The 19,645-nt window shown below is 35.2% G+C and carries 15 protein-coding genes; 6 read left to right on the plus strand and 9 right to left on the minus strand.

The features are described 5' to 3' along the window. Window positions 1-55: 55 nt before the first annotated feature. Complete coding sequence (tilS, locus tag AC0L5Q_RS20305) at window positions 56-1,462, plus strand: tRNA lysidine(34) synthetase TilS (protein WP_473613354.1); 1,407 nt, start codon at window positions 56-58, stop codon at window positions 1,460-1,462. Between the two features lie 277 nt (window positions 1,463-1,739). Here the strand turns inward: tilS and sstT are convergent, their stop codons facing one another. After that, window positions 1,740-2,966 carry a serine/threonine transporter SstT gene (gene sstT, locus AC0L5Q_RS20310; protein ID WP_473613355.1) on the minus strand — a complete coding sequence of 409 codons (1,227 nt, stop codon included), beginning with the start codon at window positions 2,964-2,966 and terminating at the stop codon, window positions 1,740-1,742. Between the two features lie 222 nt (window positions 2,967-3,188). Here sstT and AC0L5Q_RS20315 point away from each other — a divergent pair, with 222 nt between their 5' ends. After that, window positions 3,189-3,758 carry a PhnA domain-containing protein gene (locus tag AC0L5Q_RS20315; protein ID WP_473613356.1) on the plus strand — a complete coding sequence of 190 codons (570 nt, stop codon included), beginning with the start codon at window positions 3,189-3,191 and terminating at the stop codon, window positions 3,756-3,758. A gap of 70 nt (window positions 3,759-3,828) precedes the next feature. Here the strand turns inward: AC0L5Q_RS20315 and AC0L5Q_RS20320 are convergent, their stop codons facing one another. From AC0L5Q_RS20320 to AC0L5Q_RS20335, 4 genes are all read right to left on the minus strand, one after another. Then, window positions 3,829-4,281, minus strand: a complete 453-nt coding sequence (locus AC0L5Q_RS20320; RefSeq protein WP_473613357.1) for a methyltransferase family protein — start codon at window positions 4,279-4,281, stop codon at window positions 3,829-3,831. A gap of 184 nt (window positions 4,282-4,465) precedes the next feature. Further along, complete coding sequence (locus AC0L5Q_RS20325) at window positions 4,466-5,386, minus strand: LysR family transcriptional regulator (protein WP_473613358.1); 921 nt, start codon at window positions 5,384-5,386, stop codon at window positions 4,466-4,468. 104 nt (window positions 5,387-5,490) lie between these two features. Next, a complete protein-coding gene (locus AC0L5Q_RS20330; protein ID WP_473613359.1) occupies window positions 5,491-6,354 on the minus strand; it encodes a sugar phosphate isomerase/epimerase family protein in 864 nt (287 codons plus the stop codon). Between the two features lie 501 nt (window positions 6,355-6,855). Further along, window positions 6,856-7,521 carry a flavin reductase family protein gene (locus tag AC0L5Q_RS20335; protein ID WP_473613360.1) on the minus strand — a complete coding sequence of 222 codons (666 nt, stop codon included), beginning with the start codon at window positions 7,519-7,521 and terminating at the stop codon, window positions 6,856-6,858. 254 nt (window positions 7,522-7,775) lie between these two features. Here AC0L5Q_RS20335 and AC0L5Q_RS20340 point away from each other — a divergent pair, with 254 nt between their 5' ends. Both AC0L5Q_RS20340 and AC0L5Q_RS20345 read left to right on the plus strand, forming a co-directional pair. Further along, window positions 7,776-10,058 (plus strand): bifunctional diguanylate cyclase/phosphodiesterase, encoded by a 2,283-nt coding sequence (locus AC0L5Q_RS20340; protein ID WP_473613361.1) that lies wholly within the window; start codon window positions 7,776-7,778, stop codon window positions 10,056-10,058. A gap of 81 nt (window positions 10,059-10,139) precedes the next feature. Then, window positions 10,140-11,330 carry a DEAD/DEAH box helicase gene (locus tag AC0L5Q_RS20345; protein WP_473613362.1) on the plus strand — a complete coding sequence of 397 codons (1,191 nt, stop codon included), beginning with the start codon at window positions 10,140-10,142 and terminating at the stop codon, window positions 11,328-11,330. Between the two features lie 119 nt (window positions 11,331-11,449). On the opposite strand, the gene trhO is transcribed toward AC0L5Q_RS20345, so the two are convergent. Then, complete coding sequence (gene trhO, locus AC0L5Q_RS20350; RefSeq protein WP_473613363.1) at window positions 11,450-12,427, minus strand: oxygen-dependent tRNA uridine(34) hydroxylase TrhO; 978 nt, start codon at window positions 12,425-12,427, stop codon at window positions 11,450-11,452. 354 nt (window positions 12,428-12,781) lie between these two features. On the opposite strand from trhO, the gene AC0L5Q_RS20355 reads away from it, so the two are divergent. After that, entirely contained in the window at window positions 12,782-12,952 is a 171-nt protein-coding gene (locus AC0L5Q_RS20355; RefSeq protein ID WP_473613364.1) for a DUF3545 family protein, read from the plus strand. Window positions 12,953-13,141: 189 nt separating this feature from the next. Further along, entirely contained in the window at window positions 13,142-13,714 is a 573-nt protein-coding gene (locus AC0L5Q_RS20360) for a MiaE family protein (RefSeq protein ID WP_473613365.1), read from the plus strand. Window positions 13,715-14,320: 606 nt separating this feature from the next. On the opposite strand, the gene AC0L5Q_RS20365 is transcribed toward AC0L5Q_RS20360, so the two are convergent. The 3 genes from AC0L5Q_RS20365 to AC0L5Q_RS20375 all read right to left on the minus strand — a co-directional run bounded on the left by AC0L5Q_RS20365 (window position 14,321) and on the right by AC0L5Q_RS20375 (window position 19,406). Continuing rightward, on the minus strand, window positions 14,321-15,649 hold the full coding sequence (locus AC0L5Q_RS20365) for an NCS2 family permease (RefSeq protein WP_473613366.1): 1,329 nt from the start codon (window positions 15,647-15,649) through the stop codon (window positions 14,321-14,323). A 152-nt stretch (window positions 15,650-15,801) separates the two neighbouring features. Next, window positions 15,802-16,893, minus strand: a complete 1,092-nt coding sequence (locus tag AC0L5Q_RS20370; protein ID WP_473613367.1) for a purine nucleoside permease — start codon at window positions 16,891-16,893, stop codon at window positions 15,802-15,804. A gap of 119 nt (window positions 16,894-17,012) precedes the next feature. After that, window positions 17,013-19,406 (minus strand): TonB-dependent siderophore receptor, encoded by a 2,394-nt coding sequence (locus AC0L5Q_RS20375; protein ID WP_473613368.1) that lies wholly within the window; start codon window positions 19,404-19,406, stop codon window positions 17,013-17,015. Window positions 19,407-19,645 lie beyond the last annotated feature (239 nt).

Below are 19,645 nucleotides of genomic sequence, written 5' to 3' on the forward strand. Positions count from 1 at the left end.
TTTCCAGCGTTAAGCACTTAACGCTGGAAAATATTAAAAGAGTAAGGCTAATTTTATGTCGTTAGAATCCACTCTATTTAATTATATTACTACCTACCTTCAATCACATTCTAATACACATATTATTATCGCTTATAGTGGTGGAATAGACTCTCAAGTTTTATTACACGCATTATCAAACTTTAAAAACAACATTTTAAATAATCCTCAAAACATTAACCAAGCATTGAGTTGTTCAATAAGTGTGTGTCATGTTAATCATGGCTTAAGTAGTAACGCACTTAAATGGGAAAACTTTGCTCAACAGCAATGTAACTTGCACCAATTACCTTTAGATATTTGTAGGGTTAATGTAAAAGCTAAAGCACAACATAGTCTTGAAGAGCTTGCGAGAGATGCTAGATATGACGCGCTTAAGTCTCTCATCAAAAATAAAGAATTTAAGCACGTATTAGTGCTTACGGGCCATCATAATGATGATCAAGCTGAAACTTTTTTATTAGCTTTAAAGCGCGGTTCTGGCTTAAAAGGTTTGTCAGCCATGAAACAAGAAATGGTCTTTGGCACTTCATTATTGGGCAGACCGTTATTAGGTGTTTCAAGAAGCGAAATAGAGGCCTATGCGCAAGAGCATCAATTAACTTGGATTGATGATGAATCGAATGAAGACGTTCGATTTGATCGTAACTTTCTACGTCATCAAGTTATGCCTATTATTACCGAGCGTTGGCCGAGTTTTTTAAAAACGATGAACAGAAGCGCTGAACATTGCCAAGAAGCCGAGCTATTGTTAACTGAGTTAGCAGAGCAAGATCTGGAAAACATTCAAGTAGGTGTTAACACGTTATCGTTAGTTAAGTTACAACAATTATCTCAAGCACGATTTAATAATGTTATTCGTTATTTTTTAAGTATTCATCAATGCTTAATGCCTAGTACTGCGCAATTAATCCAATTACAAACACAGCTTTTAGCTAATAATGATAAAAGCCCTGCGGTAAAGGTAGGTAATTATTGGTTAAGGCGCTTTAAACAATGTGTTTATTTAACTCCTGACTTTAAAGACATCTCTGACTTTTATTCGTGTGTTAAGTCTGAATTAACATCTACTATAGATGAAGTTGTTAAATTGCCTGATGGTTTAGGTGATTTACTTTTTAAATATGAGGTTAAGAACAAGGATACTGAAAATCAAACTTGTCAGCTTATTTCGCCAACATGCACACAACAAGTTAGCATTCGGTTTACTCATAATAATCCAACTTGTATACCTGATTATCGACAACATTCACGCTCGTTAAAAAAGGTTTTACAAGAATTAGATATACCTACATGGCAGAGAAAACGGCTACCTTTTGTTTATTATGATGATCAGCTTGTAGCTGTAATAGGGCACTTTGTTTGTAAAGGGTTTGTGCCTAAAGATAAAGAAGATACTTTGCAGATAATATGGAATACTTGACTAAAAAAACAGCCATTTAATAATAACTAACCTGAATTCGGCTTAACAAATGCTTCTCTAGCTGCTATTTTTCCTAATTTCTGCGTTAAATTTACTTGCAATAGACCAGCTATTGACGCGAAATTTGCCTTGAATTAAGAAAAACTATCAAGCTAGAGGCTCAATGAAACTATTTTTTATATTTCAATTTATTAAACATCTCTTAAACCGAGTTCAGGTTAATCAAGTGGCTGTTTTTTTTAGTTGTATTAACGAATCTTTTTAACCAGAATTCAGGTTATTTATCCTTATCAAGATAATGAGATGCTGCAGCAGTAAACACTACATCTGTTGAGCTGTTGAGCGCTGTTTCAGCAGAATCTTGTATTACACCAATAATAAAACCTATCGCCACCACTTGCATTGCTACATCGTTAGGTACGCCAAATAAACTACAGGCTAGCGGAATAAGTAGCAATGAACCACCAGCAACCCCTGAAGACCCACAAGCTGAAATAGACGCCACTACACATAACAGTAATGCGGTAGGAAAGTCTATTTCAATGCCTAAGCTATTTGCAGTAGCAAGGGTTAAAACCGTTACCGTAATTGCAGCGCCTGCCATATTTATCGCAGATCCTAATGGGATTGAAATAGAGTAAGTGTCTTCGTGCAATTTAAGTTTCTTACATAAAGCTAAATTAATTGGAACGTTTGCTGCTGAACTTCGGGTGAAGAATGCTGTAATACCTGACTCTTTCAAACAAGTAAAAACTAAAGGGTAGGGGTTTTGTTTAGTAATAACATAAACAATTAATGGGTTAATAATTAAAGCAATGATTAACATAGAGCCAACGAGTACCGTTAATAGCTGACCATATTCAGCAAATACAGCAAAGCCAGTACTTGCAATGGTGTTAGCCACTAAACCAAATATACCAATAGGTGCAAAACGAATAACAAGCCTTACAATGCTTGTTATCGCTTCGCTAAAGTCGTGAACCATTGTTTTAGTGCTTTCATTGGAATGCTTTAGAGTGAGGCCTAAGCCAATTCCCCACGCTAATACGGCAATAAAATTACCATTAATAATCGCTTTGACAGGATTTTCTACCACTTTAAATGCGAGGGTTGTTAATACTTCACCCAGTCCTTGAGGTGGGTTTGCTACGGCACTGGCAATATTTAAAGTTAGCGTGGTTGGAAATAAAAAACTTAAGATAACTGCAACAAAGGCGGCACTTAGTGTTCCTATTAAATACAGTGCGATAATAGGTTTTAGATTAGCATCGTTGTTTGGCTTTTGATTGGCAATTGAAGACATAACTAAAACAAAAATTAGTATGGGTGCAACAGCTTTAAGTGCATTAACAAAAAGTTGGCCCAACACTGAAAACGACTGTGCTGTATCAGGGGCTATAGTCGCAAATATTGATGCAAATATAATAGCGATGATAATTTGGCTAACTAGCCCCATCGACTTTATTTTGGCGAGTAAAGAAAGGTTTTCGTTATTTGAGGTCATAAATTAAGCCTAAGTTATTGTTTTTATAATTTGAAAATTTTTTAATCATCTATAATGATGTAGACAGTTTTTCTTATTGTTAGCTTCTTGTCTACCATAATTCGACTAAGTAACGCTTTTAAGTGTTTATTCTTATTTACAATTGTTGTTTTTGCTATTGGGTCGTATAATTAGCGCACTTTTAATTTATCAATTTTGAGACATTAACATTTAGGAAAGCAAATGGTAGCGCAACAAGCATTGGAACAACGTAGTAATAACAGCTGTGAACTGTGTACAGAAAAGAATAATTTAGCTGTTTATCCCGTACCGCCGACAAGCGACTTAAGTGCGCAACAAAGTATTTTAGTGTGCAATACTTGCTTAACGCAAATTGAAGGTAATGCTGATTTAGATATTAATCACTGGCGTTGTTTAACTGACAGTATGTGGAACCAAGAACCTGCTGTTCAAGTAATGTCGTACCGTATGTTACATAAATTATCTACGGAGAGCTGGGCTCAAGATGCGTTAGATATTATTTACATGGAAGATGCTGTAAAAACATGGGCTGAACAAGGTATTGCTGCAGCAGAGCGAGCAGGGCCTACCAGAGACAGTAATGGTGCAGAATTACAAGACGGTGATGATGTTACCCTTATTAAAGATTTAAAAGTAAAAGGTGCAAACTTTACGGCTAAACAAGGTACATTGGTTAGAGGCATAACGTTAACTGACAACCCTGAGCATATTGAAGGTAAAGTTAACGGTACTCGTATTGTATTAGTGGCTGATTATCTGAAAAAAGCTTAGTTTTATTTTCTATTGATGAATTCATTTTATTATTTATGTATTGATTGAATTCATCAATATCACTTCCTTTTTATATCCAACGTCTTACCGTTAATAAGTAGTTTTGATAGTCTTCTTTAAACTTTCCTGCTAATACTTTTTCTTCTGGTTTTATTTGGTATTGAGTAATGAACCAAATAAACAATGGAATAGGTAAAAAAGCTAAAACATTTTCGTATAAAACACTTACCGCAATTAAAAAAATGAGCATAGCTAAATACATTGGGTTTCTTGAATAGGCATAAATTCCTGAATTAACAATCACTGAAGTTGTTTCAGGTTTTATAGGGTTAACCGTAGTTTGATGTTTTCTAAAAGAATATATCGCAATAAAAGCAAGCAATATTGATATTATGGTGAGTAATCCAAAAACAATAAATTTAAAGGAAAAATCAAACCTAAAGTATGGAAAAAATTTCACCATCAACTCCATTAGTATCATGGCAATGAATACCTGAAAAACAGGCAGAATTTTTTGTTCCATAAGATGTCCTTAAATTTTGCTAAATTTTAAAATGAAAATTGATCGATCTAGTTTCCCATCGAAGAAGCGCTTGAGCAAAATCACTTCTTCGTTAATCCTTTTTATAAGGGACGAAGCATTGCCTTGAATTGATATCGCTCAAGCACTCTGAAATACTCATTTGGATTGGTAACGGGTATATAAGTTAGGCTATGATCTTTTTATTTTTTAGTTCTTTCAAAATGTTATTACAATTTTCTGTTAAACATTCTCGTAGTAATCTCACTATAGGAGTAATTGATTGTTTACTTGGACATATTAGCCATAGTTCTGTCATCGTTGGTTGGTAGTCATGCATTACAGAAATCGCTTTATGGTTAATTAAATCATTTGACATATCTAAAGCTGATTTTACCGCTAAGCCCTTGCCAGAAATACACCAACGCCTGACTAAATCGCCGTCATTGGCAACTTTATTACCTTGCATTTTTATTGAATAGTGATGGGTTCTGTTGGTAAATGTCCATGTGTCGTAAACTGTGCCATTCATTTGATAAAAAAGACCATTATGGTTCGTTAAGTCTTTTGGGTGTTCTGGTGCTTTATTTTTTTGTAAATATTTTGGCGAAGCGCAAAGTAAGCGAGGTACGTCACAAATTTTAAAACCATACATGTTTGAATCTGTTGGAGCACCATACCTTAAGGCAATATCTACAGAATCACGGTAAAAGTCTAAAGCATGATCATTTAAAATTAATCTTAGGTTTAATTGGGGGTGTTGCTCGGCAAGTTCATCAAGCCATGGTGCAATAATGTTACGACCTAAATCTGAAGAGGTTGTTAAGCGTAATTCACCTGTTATAGATTCCTGATCAGTGAGTAAATCTTGTTGAGCCTTATTAAGCGTTTCTAGTGCTAATATACATTGTGGAATGTATTTTTCGCCACTAACAGATAATCTTAATTGTCGAGTTGAACGTATAAATAATTCAAACCCTAATTGTTTTTCAACACGTTTTATTGCTGCACTTGCTCTTGCTACTTGAATATCTAAATGAGTAGCCGCTGCGGTTATACTACCAAATTCAGCTGTTTTTATAATAATCTCTAAATCGGAAATTAACAATTTATGTATACTCAAATAACTATTGAAAGTGTAAGCATTATTATTAATGTTTTTACTAAATATAGCAAAGGCTTGTCAGTCTTTGCTATAACGCTCCCTCAAAATTATAGTTTATTAATATAAGCGTCTAAGCCTTTTTTAGATAAAGCTACAGCTTCTAATGAGCTTAGGTTGTTAGGGTATTCTTCTTGTTCTACTACTATCCATTTTGTGCCACCTACTGTTGAATTTGCTTTTAATAAGCTTGACCAATCAACACTATCTTGACCTATTATAGGGAGTTTTTTGTTATCTGACTTCATCGCTTCAGGTATGCGAGATTTATAATGGGTTGTTAATGTTCTTCCTGGATAACGCTTCACATATTCCACAGGATCTTTCCCAGCGTAAACTGCCCAGCCAGCGTCTAACTGCAAAATAACGTTTTGAGAGGTGTTTTGTGCAATATAATCCCAATAGGTACTGTTATTAAATGAGTTAAATTCATGATCATGGTTATGAAATCCGGTTTTCATATTATAAGGAGCAAGTTTCTTCGCTATTTCATTGAGTAAGCTAACAATTTCTTTTACTCCTTCTGGATGCCATGCGCGTTTGTCCCATCCAATAATTAAACTATCAACGCCTAATTTTTGATAAAAGCTAACGGTTTTTTGAAAATTTTCATCATTAAGGGCTTCAAATGAAACATGTGCACCACTTGCTTGTAAATTTAAAGTACTTAGGTATTGCTGGAGGTCTTCTGGTTTGTTTTTAAAAGGACCAAATTCATTAGCAAACTCTACTCCTGAAAATCCCATTGCCGATAGTTTTTTTAGTGTGCCTTTATAATCAATTTTGATTTGATCTTTGACTGACCATAATTGAACGCTTAAAGGGGGAATTATCGTTTTTTTATTTTTGCTACTACAGCTTATTTGAGACACGGTCAGTATAAACAAAGCTATTGAGACGAGTATCTTTTTCATTTTCGTTTCCTTAAATACGTTTTACTTTCATTTTTTACACAATAACCAACTTCGCGTTGTTAATGCCATACAAGTTAAAGAGAAGTTGCTACAACAGATTGATGTTACTGAAAGTGTAGCAATGGAGATTGTTTAGGGAGTAATAAATAATCGGATAATAATGCAATATTTTCGGCTTTATACCTGTTACCACTCAAGAGGCTATTTCAGAGCACTTGAGCGATATCAATTCAAGGCCGTGCTTTGTAATAATGGTTGTTCCCTTATAAAAAGCATTAACGCAGAAGTGATTTTGCTCAAGCGCTTCTTCGATGGGCCTAAAAACAATTTATGGGGCTTATTAACTTTAGTCAGGTTCCTACATGGATGTAGACCTTAGATTTCGTCTGGAACATGAAATCTGTGCCTAAATTGTTTTTAGTTCCCACTGAAACCGGCATCTTGAATGATAACGGGTATATATCATTATTTTATAAGACGTAATTAAGAGTCAGCTTATAATCATTCTGGACGTTGTTTAGTGAAAGGTTTAGTGATCCCTGCATATTCACTTGCGCCTAATCGAGCGAGAGGGTTAACCATATCAGCGTATATTTTTATTCTGTTTTTTTCATCTAGTTCGGTGACTTTATCATTGATGTAAACTTGCTTAACTTCAACAAAAATAAGGGTTTGAGGAATATCTCCAATTTCTTTTATTTCATAAAGTTCACAGCCGTAAGCAATATCGCATTGCTCTAGTCGAGGTAATGCAAAACCCTCGAAAGGCACTGTGCTTAAAAGTGAATTATCTACTGACTCATTTAAATTGATTAAATCAAGCTCTGATTCGCCATGAGGTAGTGTTGCTGCTGTTTGAGTGACTAATTCTGATTGTTGTTCAGAGGCGATATGAATGACCATTTTTTTATTTTTAAGTATATTCACCAAAGTGTCTTTAGGCTCACCTGTAGGCTTTTTACCCACAGAGATCATTAATATTGCAGGTTTACTTGAAACGGCTGTGAAGTATGAAAAAGGCGCTAGATTAAATTCACATCCATTGTCTTTTTTGGAGAGTTCATCACCAGATAAGGTGAGTGCCCATGCGATGGGGCGGGGAATAATGGTTTGAGTCATTAAATGGTAACGTTGAGTTGCTGAGTAATCTGAAAAATTTATGATCATGAAAGTATCTTATTTGGTTTAGGTTGAGTATTAAGTCAATTCAGTTGGTAAGGTTATTTTTAATCCCCACTGAAACCTGAATATAACTAACATACCTTAATCATTTTACCAACTATTGCTTGTACTCAGTAGCTTTACTTTTACAAGTTAGTTGTCTAGCTTTAGTGGTAGAAATATAAATTTATCTAACTATGTTGTCTTGTACTCAATGCGTTATTTATGTTGTGATAATTAAAATGTTATAGGCTGATTTTATGAGCGTACCCCAGAAGTTATTGGATGAAATAGCTTTATTAAAACAAGAATTAGCTCATGTGCAGCAGCTTAAGAATAATTGTGTTATTGAACACTATGATAGCAAAGGAAGGCTTATTTTTATTACGCACAACACTAATGACGGGTTGTGGGATTGGAATTTAGTGAATAATGATGTTTATTACTCTCCTAGTTGGAAAGAGATACTGGGGTACGAAGCTCACGAACTTAAAAATAATTTTGATACTTGGTCTAATAATGTTCACGTTGATGATAAAAAACTTGTTATACAGACTATAGAAAACAACTTATCAAATAATATTGACACATTTGAAATTGATATGCGCATGCTCCACAGAGAAGGATATTATCTGTACATTCGCTCTCGTATTTTACAAGTTTATCGAGATTCAAATAACAAACCTATCAGAATTATTGGTGCTCATGTTGATGTAACCCAGCGTAAACAAGCTGAATTATTTGAGCAGCGACATAGCGATATTCTAAAAATGATTGCTCAAGGCGATTCTGCTTCAAAAATTTATAATGAAATTGCTTCTCTTTATGAAGGTCGACATATAGGCATACGTTGTTCAATGCTTGAACTTGAAGGAGATACACTTATACATGGTAGTGCACCAAGTTTACCTCAAGAGTATTGTGACAGTGTTCATGGTTTAACTAATGGGCCAGAAGTGGGATCATGTGGCGCATCAACATATACAGGTAAACGTGTCGTTGTTGAAAACATAGAAACAGATCCTAAGTGGAAAAACATAAAGCATGTAGCATTGCCTTATGGTATGCGTAGTTGTTGGTCTGAACCTATCATTTCTTCTACAGGAGAAGTATTAGGCGCTTTTGGTATGTATCGAGATTATCCAGCCGTACCTAATGAAAAAGAATCAAATGATTTGACCGCAGCAGCACAGCTTACCAGCATAGTGATGGAAAGAGATAGAAACTTAAAGCGTATTCAATCTTTAGCTTATACTGATGAATTAACGAGTCTTTCGAGTCGTGCCCATTTATTTTTAAATGTAGAGCATTTGATTAAAAGTTCTGAACGTTACAAAGATCGTTTTAGCTTGTTATATATAGATTTAGACAACTTCAAAAATGTCAATGATAGCTTAGGACATGATATTGGTGATTATTTATTAAAAGAGGTTGGAGCCAGAATAGCTGATCTTAGTCGAGAAGCTGATTGCGTTGCGCGTATTGGAGGTGATGAGTTTTGTATTGTAACTAAAGAATTAAATAATAGTTATAGTGCAGCCATTATTGCCCAAAGAATTATTGATGTTGTTGCCACACCAATAGAATTATCGGGAAGAAAGTTTATACCTGCTTGCAGTATAGGTATTGCACGTTACCCAGAAGACGGTACCGATCTTAAAAGTTTATTAAAAGCTGCTGATACAGCATTATATTCAGCCAAAGATACCGGTAAAAGTTGTTATGCTTTTTATAATATTGAATTAAGTCGAATTGCAGAATACCACTTTAAAGTTGAACAACTGTTAAGAGAGGCAATTGAACAGAATCAGCTCTCATTAGTGTATCAACCTCAAATAGATATAGAAACAGGTATACTGGTAGGGGTTGAAGCTTTATCTCGCTGGTATCATCCCGAAATAGGTGAAATAGCGCCAGTAGAGTTTATCGCTATGGCAGAGCGTATAGGTATGATAAAGCCTTTAACTGAGTGGGTTTTTTATCAGGGGTGTAAACAAGCTGTAGCTTGGCGGGGAGCTGGTTTTCCAGAATTGCGTATGGCGATTAATATTTCACCTAATCACTTATTTGATCATGATTTTATTCCTTCCCTCAAATACGCCATTGAATCTACAGGGATGAACTCTCAATTCTTAGAATTAGAAATCACTGAAAGTGTTGTTCAAACCAGTGATTATGATCCTTCTATATTTAAATCACTGAAAGACTTAGGTGTGTTATTAGCCATTGATGATTTTGGTACAGGCTATTCATCTTTTGCATCACTCAAACATCTTGCGGTTGATTACCTAAAAATAGATAAATATTTTATTAACGATATGCTTAAAGATGAGAAAACTAAGTTACTCATTCGTTCAATGCTTGAGATGGGACATAACCTAGGTTACAAGATAATTGCCGAAGGAGTTGAAACGAAAGAGCAATTTATAAAGTTAAGGGTTTTTGGTTGCGATATTGCTCAAGGTTTTCTTTTCAGCAAACCCGTTAACGCTAAACACATAGAAAAGTTACTTAAAAAATCTATGAGTTTAAAACGAGTTTAACAATAAGCCTTTATTATCTATTTCAATATACTGCTATACTCCGCGCCCTAAATTGTTTGAGCTATTTGAGTCGAGGTACGCATGTCATTTTCAACACTGGGTTTATCAGAGCCCGTTTTAAAAGCAATAGCTGAGCAAGGCTATACAACACCTACCGACATACAAAAACGTGCTATTCCTATTATTTTATCTAAAAAAGATCTTATTGCTGCCGCCCAAACAGGTACAGGAAAAACTGCCAGCTTCGTATTACCCATTTTAGAGTTACTCAATACTGGTTATACATTACGAGGTAAGCGCATTAAAGCGCTTATATTGACGCCTACAAGAGAATTAGCCGTTCAAGTTGAAGCGAGTATTGCAAATTACAGTAAACACTTAGAATTAAGCTCTATGGCTATGTATGGTGGAATTGATGCTGAACCTCAAAAACAGCGTTTAATTTGGGGGATAGATATTCTTGTTGCTACACCTGGACGTTTACTTGATATGGCGCATCAACGAGCATTGCATTTTGATGAGTTGGAAGTATTAGTACTCGATGAAGCCGATAGAATGCTTGATATGGGCTTTAGAGAAGACATTAATAAAATAATTGAACGATTACCTACGCAGCGCCAAAACTTATTATTTTCTGCTACATTATCTGACGATATTCGCCAGTTAGCTAAACGAGCTATTGGTCCTCATGCGGTTGAAATTTCTATTAAACAAGACAAATCAACACAGCCTAAAATAGATCAATGGTTAGTCACTGTAGATAAAACCAATAAATCTGCTTTATTAAGTTATCTAATTAAAGAAAATGAATGGAAACAGGCGCTTATATTTATTGAAACCAAACACGGCGCTGCTAAATTAGTAAGCCAATTAGAAAAACGTGACATTAAAGCTGAGTGTATTCATAGCGGTAAAACGCAAGAAATAAGAGAAAAAATACTGGCTGATTTTAAATCGGGAAAAATTCAATTTTTAGTGGCTACTGCTGTAGCCGCCCGAGGAATTGATATTGATGATTTATCGAGAGTGATAAATTACGACTTACCTGATAAAGCTGACGATTATATACACAGAATAGGAAGAACGGGTAGAGCTGGCGCTAGTGGTGAAGCAATTTCTTTTGTGGCGAAAGACAACTTTAGAAACCTTTGTGCTATTGAAAGTAAGCTAGGGCATATTATTGAACGAAAGGAGTTCGAACAATTTCCTGTGAAAAAAGTAGTGCCTTTATCTATTTTAAATTATGTGCCTAAAAATAAACAAAGACTTTGATAGGTAAGTTTTTTAGAAAATTCAAACCGGATAAATCAGTTTTTAAGAAAGAATAACTAAACCCTAACCTCAGCATACAAGCTGAGGTTAGTAGACTTTAAGGCTAAGCTACTCAGGGGTTAGGCTTTAGATTGTTCACTTTTACGTAATGTTTTTTCTTTACGTTTTTCTTTAATAATATGTTTAACATCGCCGCCAATATGGCTTTCACCGCGTGCTTTAGCTAAATTTACTTGGCGTTCTCTTTCTCTAAAACCGGCACGTTGTGCATCCGTATATTTATCAATACAACGCGGACAGCTTACGCCTTTAACATAATGCTCACTTTGTTTTTCTTTTTCTGTAATTGGAAATCTACAAGCAAAACATTGATCGTATTGACCTTGTTCTAGGTTATGATTAACCGCAACTCGGCTATCAAAAACAAAACATTCACCTTCCCACATTGTTTCTTCTTGAGGGACTTCTTCTAGATATTTAAGAACGCCGCCTTCTAAATGATAAACTTCTTCAAAACCTTGTTCTTTTAAATAAGCTGTTGATTTTTCACAGCGAATACCGCCCGTACAAAACATAGCCACTTTCTTATGTTTATTTTTGTCTAAATTTTTTGCAACATATTCAGGAAATTCACGAAAGGTTTCGGTATCAGGATTTATCGCGTTTTTAAATGTACCTATTTCAACTTCGTAATCGTTACGAGTATCTACAAGTAGCACATCAGGATCAGAAATTAAGGCATTCCAATCTTTAGGTTTTACGTAGGTGCCAACAGTAAGCGTAGGGTCTATACCTTCAACCCCCATGGTGACTATTTCTTTTTTTAATTTAACTTTGGTACGTTGAAATGGATTTTCAGTGTTGTAAGAAACTTTAAAAGATAAAGGAGATAAACGACTGTCTTGTTCTAAAAAATTAAGTACATTATCTATACCTGCCTGAGGGCCTGCAATTGTCCCATTAATACCTTCTTCAGCTAATAATAGCGTACCTTTTACTTCGTTTTCTTCCATTGTAGAGACAAGAGAAGGTTTTAAATTTTCAAAATTTTCTAATCGAACAAACTTATATAATGCACAAACTGTAATTTGACTCATTGAGTTACCCATTGAACTAACCAGATCGTAAATCTGGTGCTGTAGATTAAAACAACATATGTAATATGTTGTTAGCTTAGTGTAATTAAAACTTCGATAGCCTTAATGACAAGGTGCGGAATTCTAGCAAATAATACGAATTAACAAAATACTTCTCGGTGTTAACTTTATGCGCTAGATCAATTTTTTTATTTAATTTCTTCAAGTTGTCATAGTTTAGTAAAGAATTAGTCATATTTTACTTTTACATTAATATCCATAAATTAAATGCTTAGCCCTATAGGTTAAGTCGTTAATTTATTACCTTATGAGCATTAATGCGATTTTAATAATACTTTTGAAGAGGCTTTGAAAATGGCTAATTATGATTTATATGAAATGGAAGAGTACTTTAACGAAGAAACAAACGTAGTCAGTAAAGTAAATATAAAAAGCACTAAAAGAAAATGGCGTGAAATAGAAAATTTTAAAGAAAAACAAAGATTACGTCGTGAACTATTAGAGTATAGCCAATATGGTTTGTAATTTTCTCATCTAGTAACTCTAATTGCTTTATTAGAGTTACTAGATACTATCCGTTACCACTCAGGTGCGTATTTCAGAGTGCTTGTTCATTCGTTCGTAGAACACTTCTTTTTCAAAAATTCGAATTAATCCTTTTTTCTTCTGTCATAGATGGGTAAGATCCTGTTTTATTTATTATTGACTTATCCCATGTTTGAACTTAAATACCATACCCCTTTTAAATGGACTGAAGCTGTTTTAGCTGATTTTGATACCTTTTTACAAGACCATGCAGCAGCAGAAAAAAAAGCTTCGGGTATGGCTATCTCTATGTTATCGCATTATCAAGACCGAACGCGCTTAGTAAAAGAAATGACGGATCTAGCACTAGAGGAACTCATTCACTTTAAACAAGTATTGAAACTTTTAACCGCTAGAAATGTCCCCTTAGCTAATGATAAAAAAGATACTTATGTAAAAGAAATACGTTCGGTATTTAGACACGGTCAAGAAGAGTTTTTTATGGACCGATTGTTAGTAGGTGCCGTTATTGAAGCAAGAGGGCATGAGCGTTTTTCATTAGTTGCAGAAGCTTTAGAAGCAGGAAAAGATAAAGATTTTTATGTCAGTATTGCTAAATCTGAAGCAAAACATAAAAACTTATTTGTAGAATTAGCTTATGAATATTTTGATAAAAATGCAGTAGATGTGCGCTTAGATGAAATTTTAGAATTTGAAGCAAAAATTTGCGCTAAACTTCCGTTTAGGGCTGCACTTCATTAGCTCATATTGTCGTGCTAATTAACCTCAACTCGGGTTAATGAATGTTAGATAATGAATTAAAATTATTATTTATCAAAACCTTAACCTGTACCGTTGTTTTCCTAAGTTATATTAGTCTCTCAACATTGATATTTTTGTGTATAACAAGGCGAATTTTTCTATCTAATAGCTAGCTATTAGTAATAAATTCAACGAAGTTAGGCATAAAAATAGCTTGTTGAGTAACTTTGCTTATTCCGAGCTGAGGTTAATTAGCCTGAAAACTGGATAAAGATTGAATTCTTTGCCCACCTTGCGATCAGAAATTTCGACTAAAAACGATTTGAAAGCAATAAATGTGGGCTAATGAATAAGTTAATAGATATATTTTTGATGTCGATGATTTTTGTCATCAATTTTTACCTGTATGGAAAACGACTTAATCGCTAACAGAACTAAAACGCGAATAAGTGTATGCCTATCGTTATAGCTTCTTATTAATAAAATACAGCTGCAAAGCGAGGCAGCTGAAGTATTTTATAAAGAGGTAATGAACAAATAAATTAATGAATTACCTCGCTAGTATTCAGTTTGTTTTACTGAGTCATATTATTTATTTTCAATTGCTTACTTTAAATCAAAAATATAACGCAGTAGGAAAATAGCCGTTATAAAGTACGTAATGCCTGATACTTCTTTCATTCTGTTTGTCCCCATCATTATGCCCACATAAGTAATAAAGCCTAATGCTATACCTTCACTAATACTAAAGGTGAGGGGCATGGCTATAAGTGCAACAGTTGCTGTGGCTAATGATGTCATGTCTGAGGTGTCTAAATGGCGAAAAGACTCCATCATAAATATGCCTACCATGATTAATGCTGGCGTAGTGGCCATTAAAGGAATAACTTTCATTAAAGGGGTTAAAAACAAAGCAAGAATAAAACAAATACCAACCACAATGGCAGTTAGACCTGTTTTTCCACCAGCAGATACACCTGCAGCTGATTCAATATATGAGGTTACGGGAGAGGTCCCTAATGAGGCACCAATAACGCTAGCACCCGCATCAGCCGTTAAAGCCGCGCCCATTTTAGGTAATTTACCGTTTTTATCAACCAAATTGGCTTTACGAGTAACGCCAATAAGGGTGCCAATAGTGTCAAACATATTAACGAACACTAACGCAAAAATAAGATCCCATGTTTGAGCTATGTTAATTATTGGGTACATAATATCCATAGCAAAAAAGGTATTACTAATACTGTCGGGGGCACCTAAAATTGATTCTGGATGAGTCGTTAAATAACCCGTTTCAGTTGGAATAAAGGCACCAATAACGGTTAATACAACCACTGAAATTAAAATTGCGCCTGTTATATTTTTAATAATTAATACAACGGTCAGTAAAACACCGAACAAAGCAAGTAAAGTGACGGGTTGCGATAAATCACCTATTGAAACAAAGGTCGCAGGATTACTTACCACTAATCCTGCGTTCTTTAAGCCAATGAAAGCGATAAATAAACCAATACCACATTGCACGCCTATTTTTAATGCTTCGGGTACTGATTCTGCAATTTTAGTTCTTATGCCTGTTAAAGAAAGAAGTAGAAATAAAATCCCATTCCAAAAAACTATACCTAAAGCAGCTTCCCAAGGAACCTCACGAGTTAAGCAAATTGTAAAAGCAAAAAAAGCATTAAGGCCCATGCCTGGCGCCATTGCTATAGGGTAATTGGTCATTAACCCCATCATTATTGTGCCGATACAAGCTGCCAGTGCGGTTACTGTAATAAGCCCTTCAATGGGCATTCCGCCAGCAGCTAATATGCTAGGGTTTACCACTAACACGTAAGACATTGCTGCAAAGGTTGTTAACCCTGCAACAATTTCTTTTCTAATGTCAGTACCGTGCTCTTGCAGTTTAAAAAGTGTTTCTAATATTTTTATCATATTATTGCTCAGTGTAAGGCTATATTTTTTATGTATGGTTTTTATGTATTGTATTTTAACGTAGTAAATAAAAAATATACTGCAAGATTGTTTTATTTATTTGGTGTTAATAAACAATAAGTTACTATTTCATTAGTCAATATTGAATACGTTTATTTTTTATCGTAAGGCATTGTAGTTCGGTACGTATCCCAATCACTTGTTAAGGTGTCGATAACTTTACTTCCTACACTATAGGCTGACTCGAGGGCTGATTGCATACCTGCGTAACCTTCAGAGCCACTTTCTTGTGCCAAGTTCTCTGCAGCGGTTAAACCATAGGGTTGAGTGGTATAGTTACTTGCTGTTCGTAAAACCATAAAGCGATTTTTATTAACTTTACCGGCATTATGTAAAAAGATCATTGCTTGGTAAGCACCTGTATCTTCCATACCAGAGCTGACAAAATTACCTTCTCCATTAGTCCAATATGTCGTCCAGTCGTTTGCCCAGTCGTTAAGTAACTTTCCGTGCCAAAATGTTGAAGATGATAGGTGTTCACCTTTTAAAACAAATGGAGGTTTTTGTGCATTTGGATATTGGCTGTACTGGTCACGTAATTTTTTCATTTTAGGGTAATCGTTAAGCTTTGTGTTTTTGGTTAGCTCATACGCCCAATTTGTAAGTTTGTGGTTCAGCTTAAACGCCTCACCATTCTTCGATTGTTGGTGATCTTCTGTGCTTGGGGGTTCTGTGTAAAAAAGTGGAAAATACCCTGTTTTCCAATCTTTAGGCATTTCTCTAGCATCAATTTGATGAGCCAAACCGCCATCTACTAACCATGTTGCCCAAGCCGCAGACCCTATCGAAGCATCTTCAGGATCAATGCCTGCAATACCTGCAACTAACCAATAGCTATGAGTTAGATCAAAGCGTTCATCAAGACCTAATGCCATAATAGCGGCAGATGCTTTTGCTATTCCCATACCTGTAACCATACCTAAAACACCTGTTTTTTCATTATAAAACAAGTCGTGGTGTCCTTGTGGGAAGTCAAACTTAGTGGAAAGGTTTTGCCCACTTTTCCATAATTGAAATTCTCCAGGTTTATCGCCACTGTCTTCGCCTATTTCAAACATAGTAACAACCACAGCCTTAACTTCGATAGGCGGTGGCGAAACACTTTGTGTAGTGTTTTTTTGTGTACAAGCGCTTACAACTATTACAGTTGTTAGTACCGATAATAGTTTTTTTATGTTAGTCATTCAAACTCCTAGGAGATTTTAAAAATGGTAAATAACGATGTTGTGCAATAATCAATTAACAAAGAGGGAACAATTAAGTTCCCATCGTATTGTTAAATGAATTTTGAAAATTTCCTCGCTTAAAATTTGTAGCTAAATTTAGCTTGAAAGTGTCGTGGCAGCTCAGGCAAGACTATTTGTCCACCGAACAAGTCAGGGAAGTTAGCACGGTAGTAATCTTCATTGGTTATATTTTTCAGGTTAATACTCGCGGTCCAAGTTTCAGCATCATAAAATACACCGGCATTAATTAAGGTATAAGCTGGTAATTCTACTGATTGAGAAAATCCTGAATATGTTGAGTCAGCTCTTACAACACTTGCATTGGCTGCAAATCCGTTAAGAAAGTCATAAGTTGCTGTTGCTGTATAGATATTTTCAGGCATGCCTGCTTTGCGAGACTCTTCTTTATTATTAACAAAGGTTAAACCTATAACGTTACCACCATAAATTAACGATGGATCAGTCAGTGATGTTAAGTCTTCTGCGCCTAAGAAACCAAATTGTGAGCCTTCTTCTAGCGCAGTTAGGTTATAGACTTTTAAGTTGGTATAACCTGCACTAATGACAAGTTGTTCGTTAACTACCCAGCGTAGTTCAAATTCAACACCTTCGTTTTGAGTTGTTGCATTGGTAATGATGGCTTGCGCATTGAAGTCGGTGCGCTTTTGTTCGTATGATGAAAGTGCGAAGTATAAACTGTCATCTAAAAAACTACCTTTAATACCAAATTCAGTTAATTCTGATGTATCAAATGCACCACCAGACGCTACTGTGCTAGCGTCTATTTCAGCACCTTGGCCTGCAATTAAGGTCGCTTGTTCAGCCTTAGTAAAATATGGAATTAAACCAAACTCTGTTTTGAATGAAATACTGGCGTTCCAAGAAATACCATCTACGGTATCTTCTTCGGTTGTTATAGGAGCTTTTACAAGTAGTTTGTCGCCTCTACTGGTCGATTTAATGTCGATACTGTCGTAACGAATACCTAACACAGCATTTAAACCAAAGTCCCATGTTAAGTCGGTCATTGCTGCTATGCCATAGTCAGTATAGTAACCCGTACTATAAGTGGTGTAATCAGAATCAATACGTGTAGATAGTAATCGTCTATCTAAAGCAGACGACGGTAGGGTTAAATCACGACGATCAAAGTATTCGTTTGTAAAATCATCACCATGCTTAAAGTTTGTATAGCGAATAGAGGGTGAAATTTGAACTTGTGCTATTAATGAATCCATTTCAAATTCGTTTGAAATAATAACTTTATCTTCAACAACGTAACTGTCATGGAATTGAGAAAAACCGTAAGCATTTTCATTTAAATTTTCGTAGGCTTCATAAAATAATTGGTTTTTAACTTCCCAATTATTGTCAGCATAATAAGTGACATCAAAATATAGTGTATCAACGGTGTTCGATAATATGTCATCAGGTGCTACAAGTACGCTACTTTTACTTAAAGTTGCTGTACCAGCATTATCAAGCATCATTTCTGGCGTTACTTGGTCATCTGTAAATGACGGTGGAAATGCGTAGAAAAAACCTGCACCTGCAAGATTAACTGCACCGTATTCTTGATGAGAGATTGAACCATCACCATCTGTATCTAGTGGTCTTGCGGTACCAGTGGTGTAAGTATTGTTGTCAATTAAGTCTTGTGTTAAACGGTTCCAGCCTGCTACTTGGTTACCATCGTATTTGTGATGCATACCACCTAATTCAATTTTAACGTTGTCGCTGATGTCTATGTCGAACGAGCCTTGTAAAATAGTTTGGTCTGTATTGGTGTTATCGTAAAAACTACCTGAATTTTCTATTTCACCATATAAGTAGAAACCAGCAGTTTTACCTGCAACAGTTGCAGGACCACCAATTTCAGCAGTCATTACACTTTTGTCCCAACTACCTGTGGTATATGAAAAAACACCTTTGTTTTCTTCTAAATAGCTACCGCCACTTGCACGTGCAGATTTTGGTGTGAAATTTAAATACCCACCAATTTTTGAAGGTCCATAAATAGGAGATGCTGGGCCACGAACAATATCTACTCGGCTAGAAGCGCCAATAGGAGTAGGGTAATTACCAGGGTTGTCTAAGCGTTTTACACCTCTGAAATAAGTTTCACCGGGAGTGCCTCGAACATCTAAAGAACCAGCAACACCGAAAAATGATTGTGTAAAAGTTCCCGGTGAGAATGCAACTAACTCATCGATATCACTTATACTAAAGCGTTCAATTTGTGCGTCAGATATTGTTGAAGCTGAACGAGGGGTTTCTAAAATTGATTTCCCAAAACCAAATACTGATTCTACATCGTTACCAGGCAAACTTCCTAGTGAACCGGTGACTTCTATTTTTTCAATATCCTTATTAGTGTTGCCAGCTTCCTCTGCCAGTACGTTAGACGAAATAGACAAGCTTAATGCTACAGCTGCGGCTAACGATGATACTTTATATTTTATTATTGGCATGATTACCCCTTGATAGTTTATAAATTTTTCGACGCTATTTTTGTAATTAGCTTTTGTATATATTTTTTTTATAAGTAAATAGTGTTTCTAAATTTAGTAACTGCAGAATTAATGCCACAATCCTGACACTGGTGTCAGGATTTGTTTTTTAATTATAAGTGGTTGTTTATTAGTCTTTTTGTTTTTGTTGATATGAGCGGGTTTATTTTTTATGCAAAAGTAATACGATAAAGTTAAGT

The sequence above is a fragment of the Pseudocolwellia sp. G5-9 genome (assembly GCF_055808995.1).

Excerpts from the sequence above, each read along its gene's own strand:
- AC0L5Q_RS20335 (WP_473613360.1), bottom strand. The coding sequence starts at position 7,521 with ATGATCATAAATTTTTCAGATTACTCAGCAACTCAACGTTACCATTTA.
- AC0L5Q_RS20320 (WP_473613357.1), bottom strand. The coding sequence starts at position 4,281 with ATGGAACAAAAAATTCTGCCTGTTTTTCAGGTATTCATTGCCATGATA.
- AC0L5Q_RS20330 (WP_473613359.1), bottom strand. The coding sequence starts at position 6,354 with ATGAAAAAGATACTCGTCTCAATAGCTTTGTTTATACTGACCGTGTCT.
- AC0L5Q_RS20365 (WP_473613366.1), bottom strand. The coding sequence starts at position 15,649 with ATGATAAAAATATTAGAAACACTTTTTAAACTGCAAGAGCACGGTACT.
- AC0L5Q_RS20340 (WP_473613361.1), top strand. The coding sequence starts at position 7,776 with ATGAGCGTACCCCAGAAGTTATTGGATGAAATAGCTTTATTAAAACAA.
- sstT (WP_473613355.1), bottom strand. The coding sequence starts at position 2,966 with ATGACCTCAAATAACGAAAACCTTTCTTTACTCGCCAAAATAAAGTCG.
- AC0L5Q_RS20360 (WP_473613365.1), top strand. The coding sequence starts at position 13,142 with ATGTTTGAACTTAAATACCATACCCCTTTTAAATGGACTGAAGCTGTT.
- AC0L5Q_RS20315 (WP_473613356.1), top strand. The coding sequence starts at position 3,189 with ATGGTAGCGCAACAAGCATTGGAACAACGTAGTAATAACAGCTGTGAA.
- trhO (WP_473613363.1), bottom strand. The coding sequence starts at position 12,427 with ATGAGTCAAATTACAGTTTGTGCATTATATAAGTTTGTTCGATTAGAA.
- AC0L5Q_RS20345 (WP_473613362.1), top strand. The coding sequence starts at position 10,140 with ATGTCATTTTCAACACTGGGTTTATCAGAGCCCGTTTTAAAAGCAATA.
- tilS (WP_473613354.1), top strand. The coding sequence starts at position 56 with ATGTCGTTAGAATCCACTCTATTTAATTATATTACTACCTACCTTCAA.
- AC0L5Q_RS20375 (WP_473613368.1), bottom strand. The coding sequence starts at position 19,406 with ATGCCAATAATAAAATATAAAGTATCATCGTTAGCCGCAGCTGTAGCA.
- AC0L5Q_RS20370 (WP_473613367.1), bottom strand. The coding sequence starts at position 16,893 with ATGACTAACATAAAAAAACTATTATCGGTACTAACAACTGTAATAGTT.
- AC0L5Q_RS20355 (WP_473613364.1), top strand. The coding sequence starts at position 12,782 with ATGGCTAATTATGATTTATATGAAATGGAAGAGTACTTTAACGAAGAA.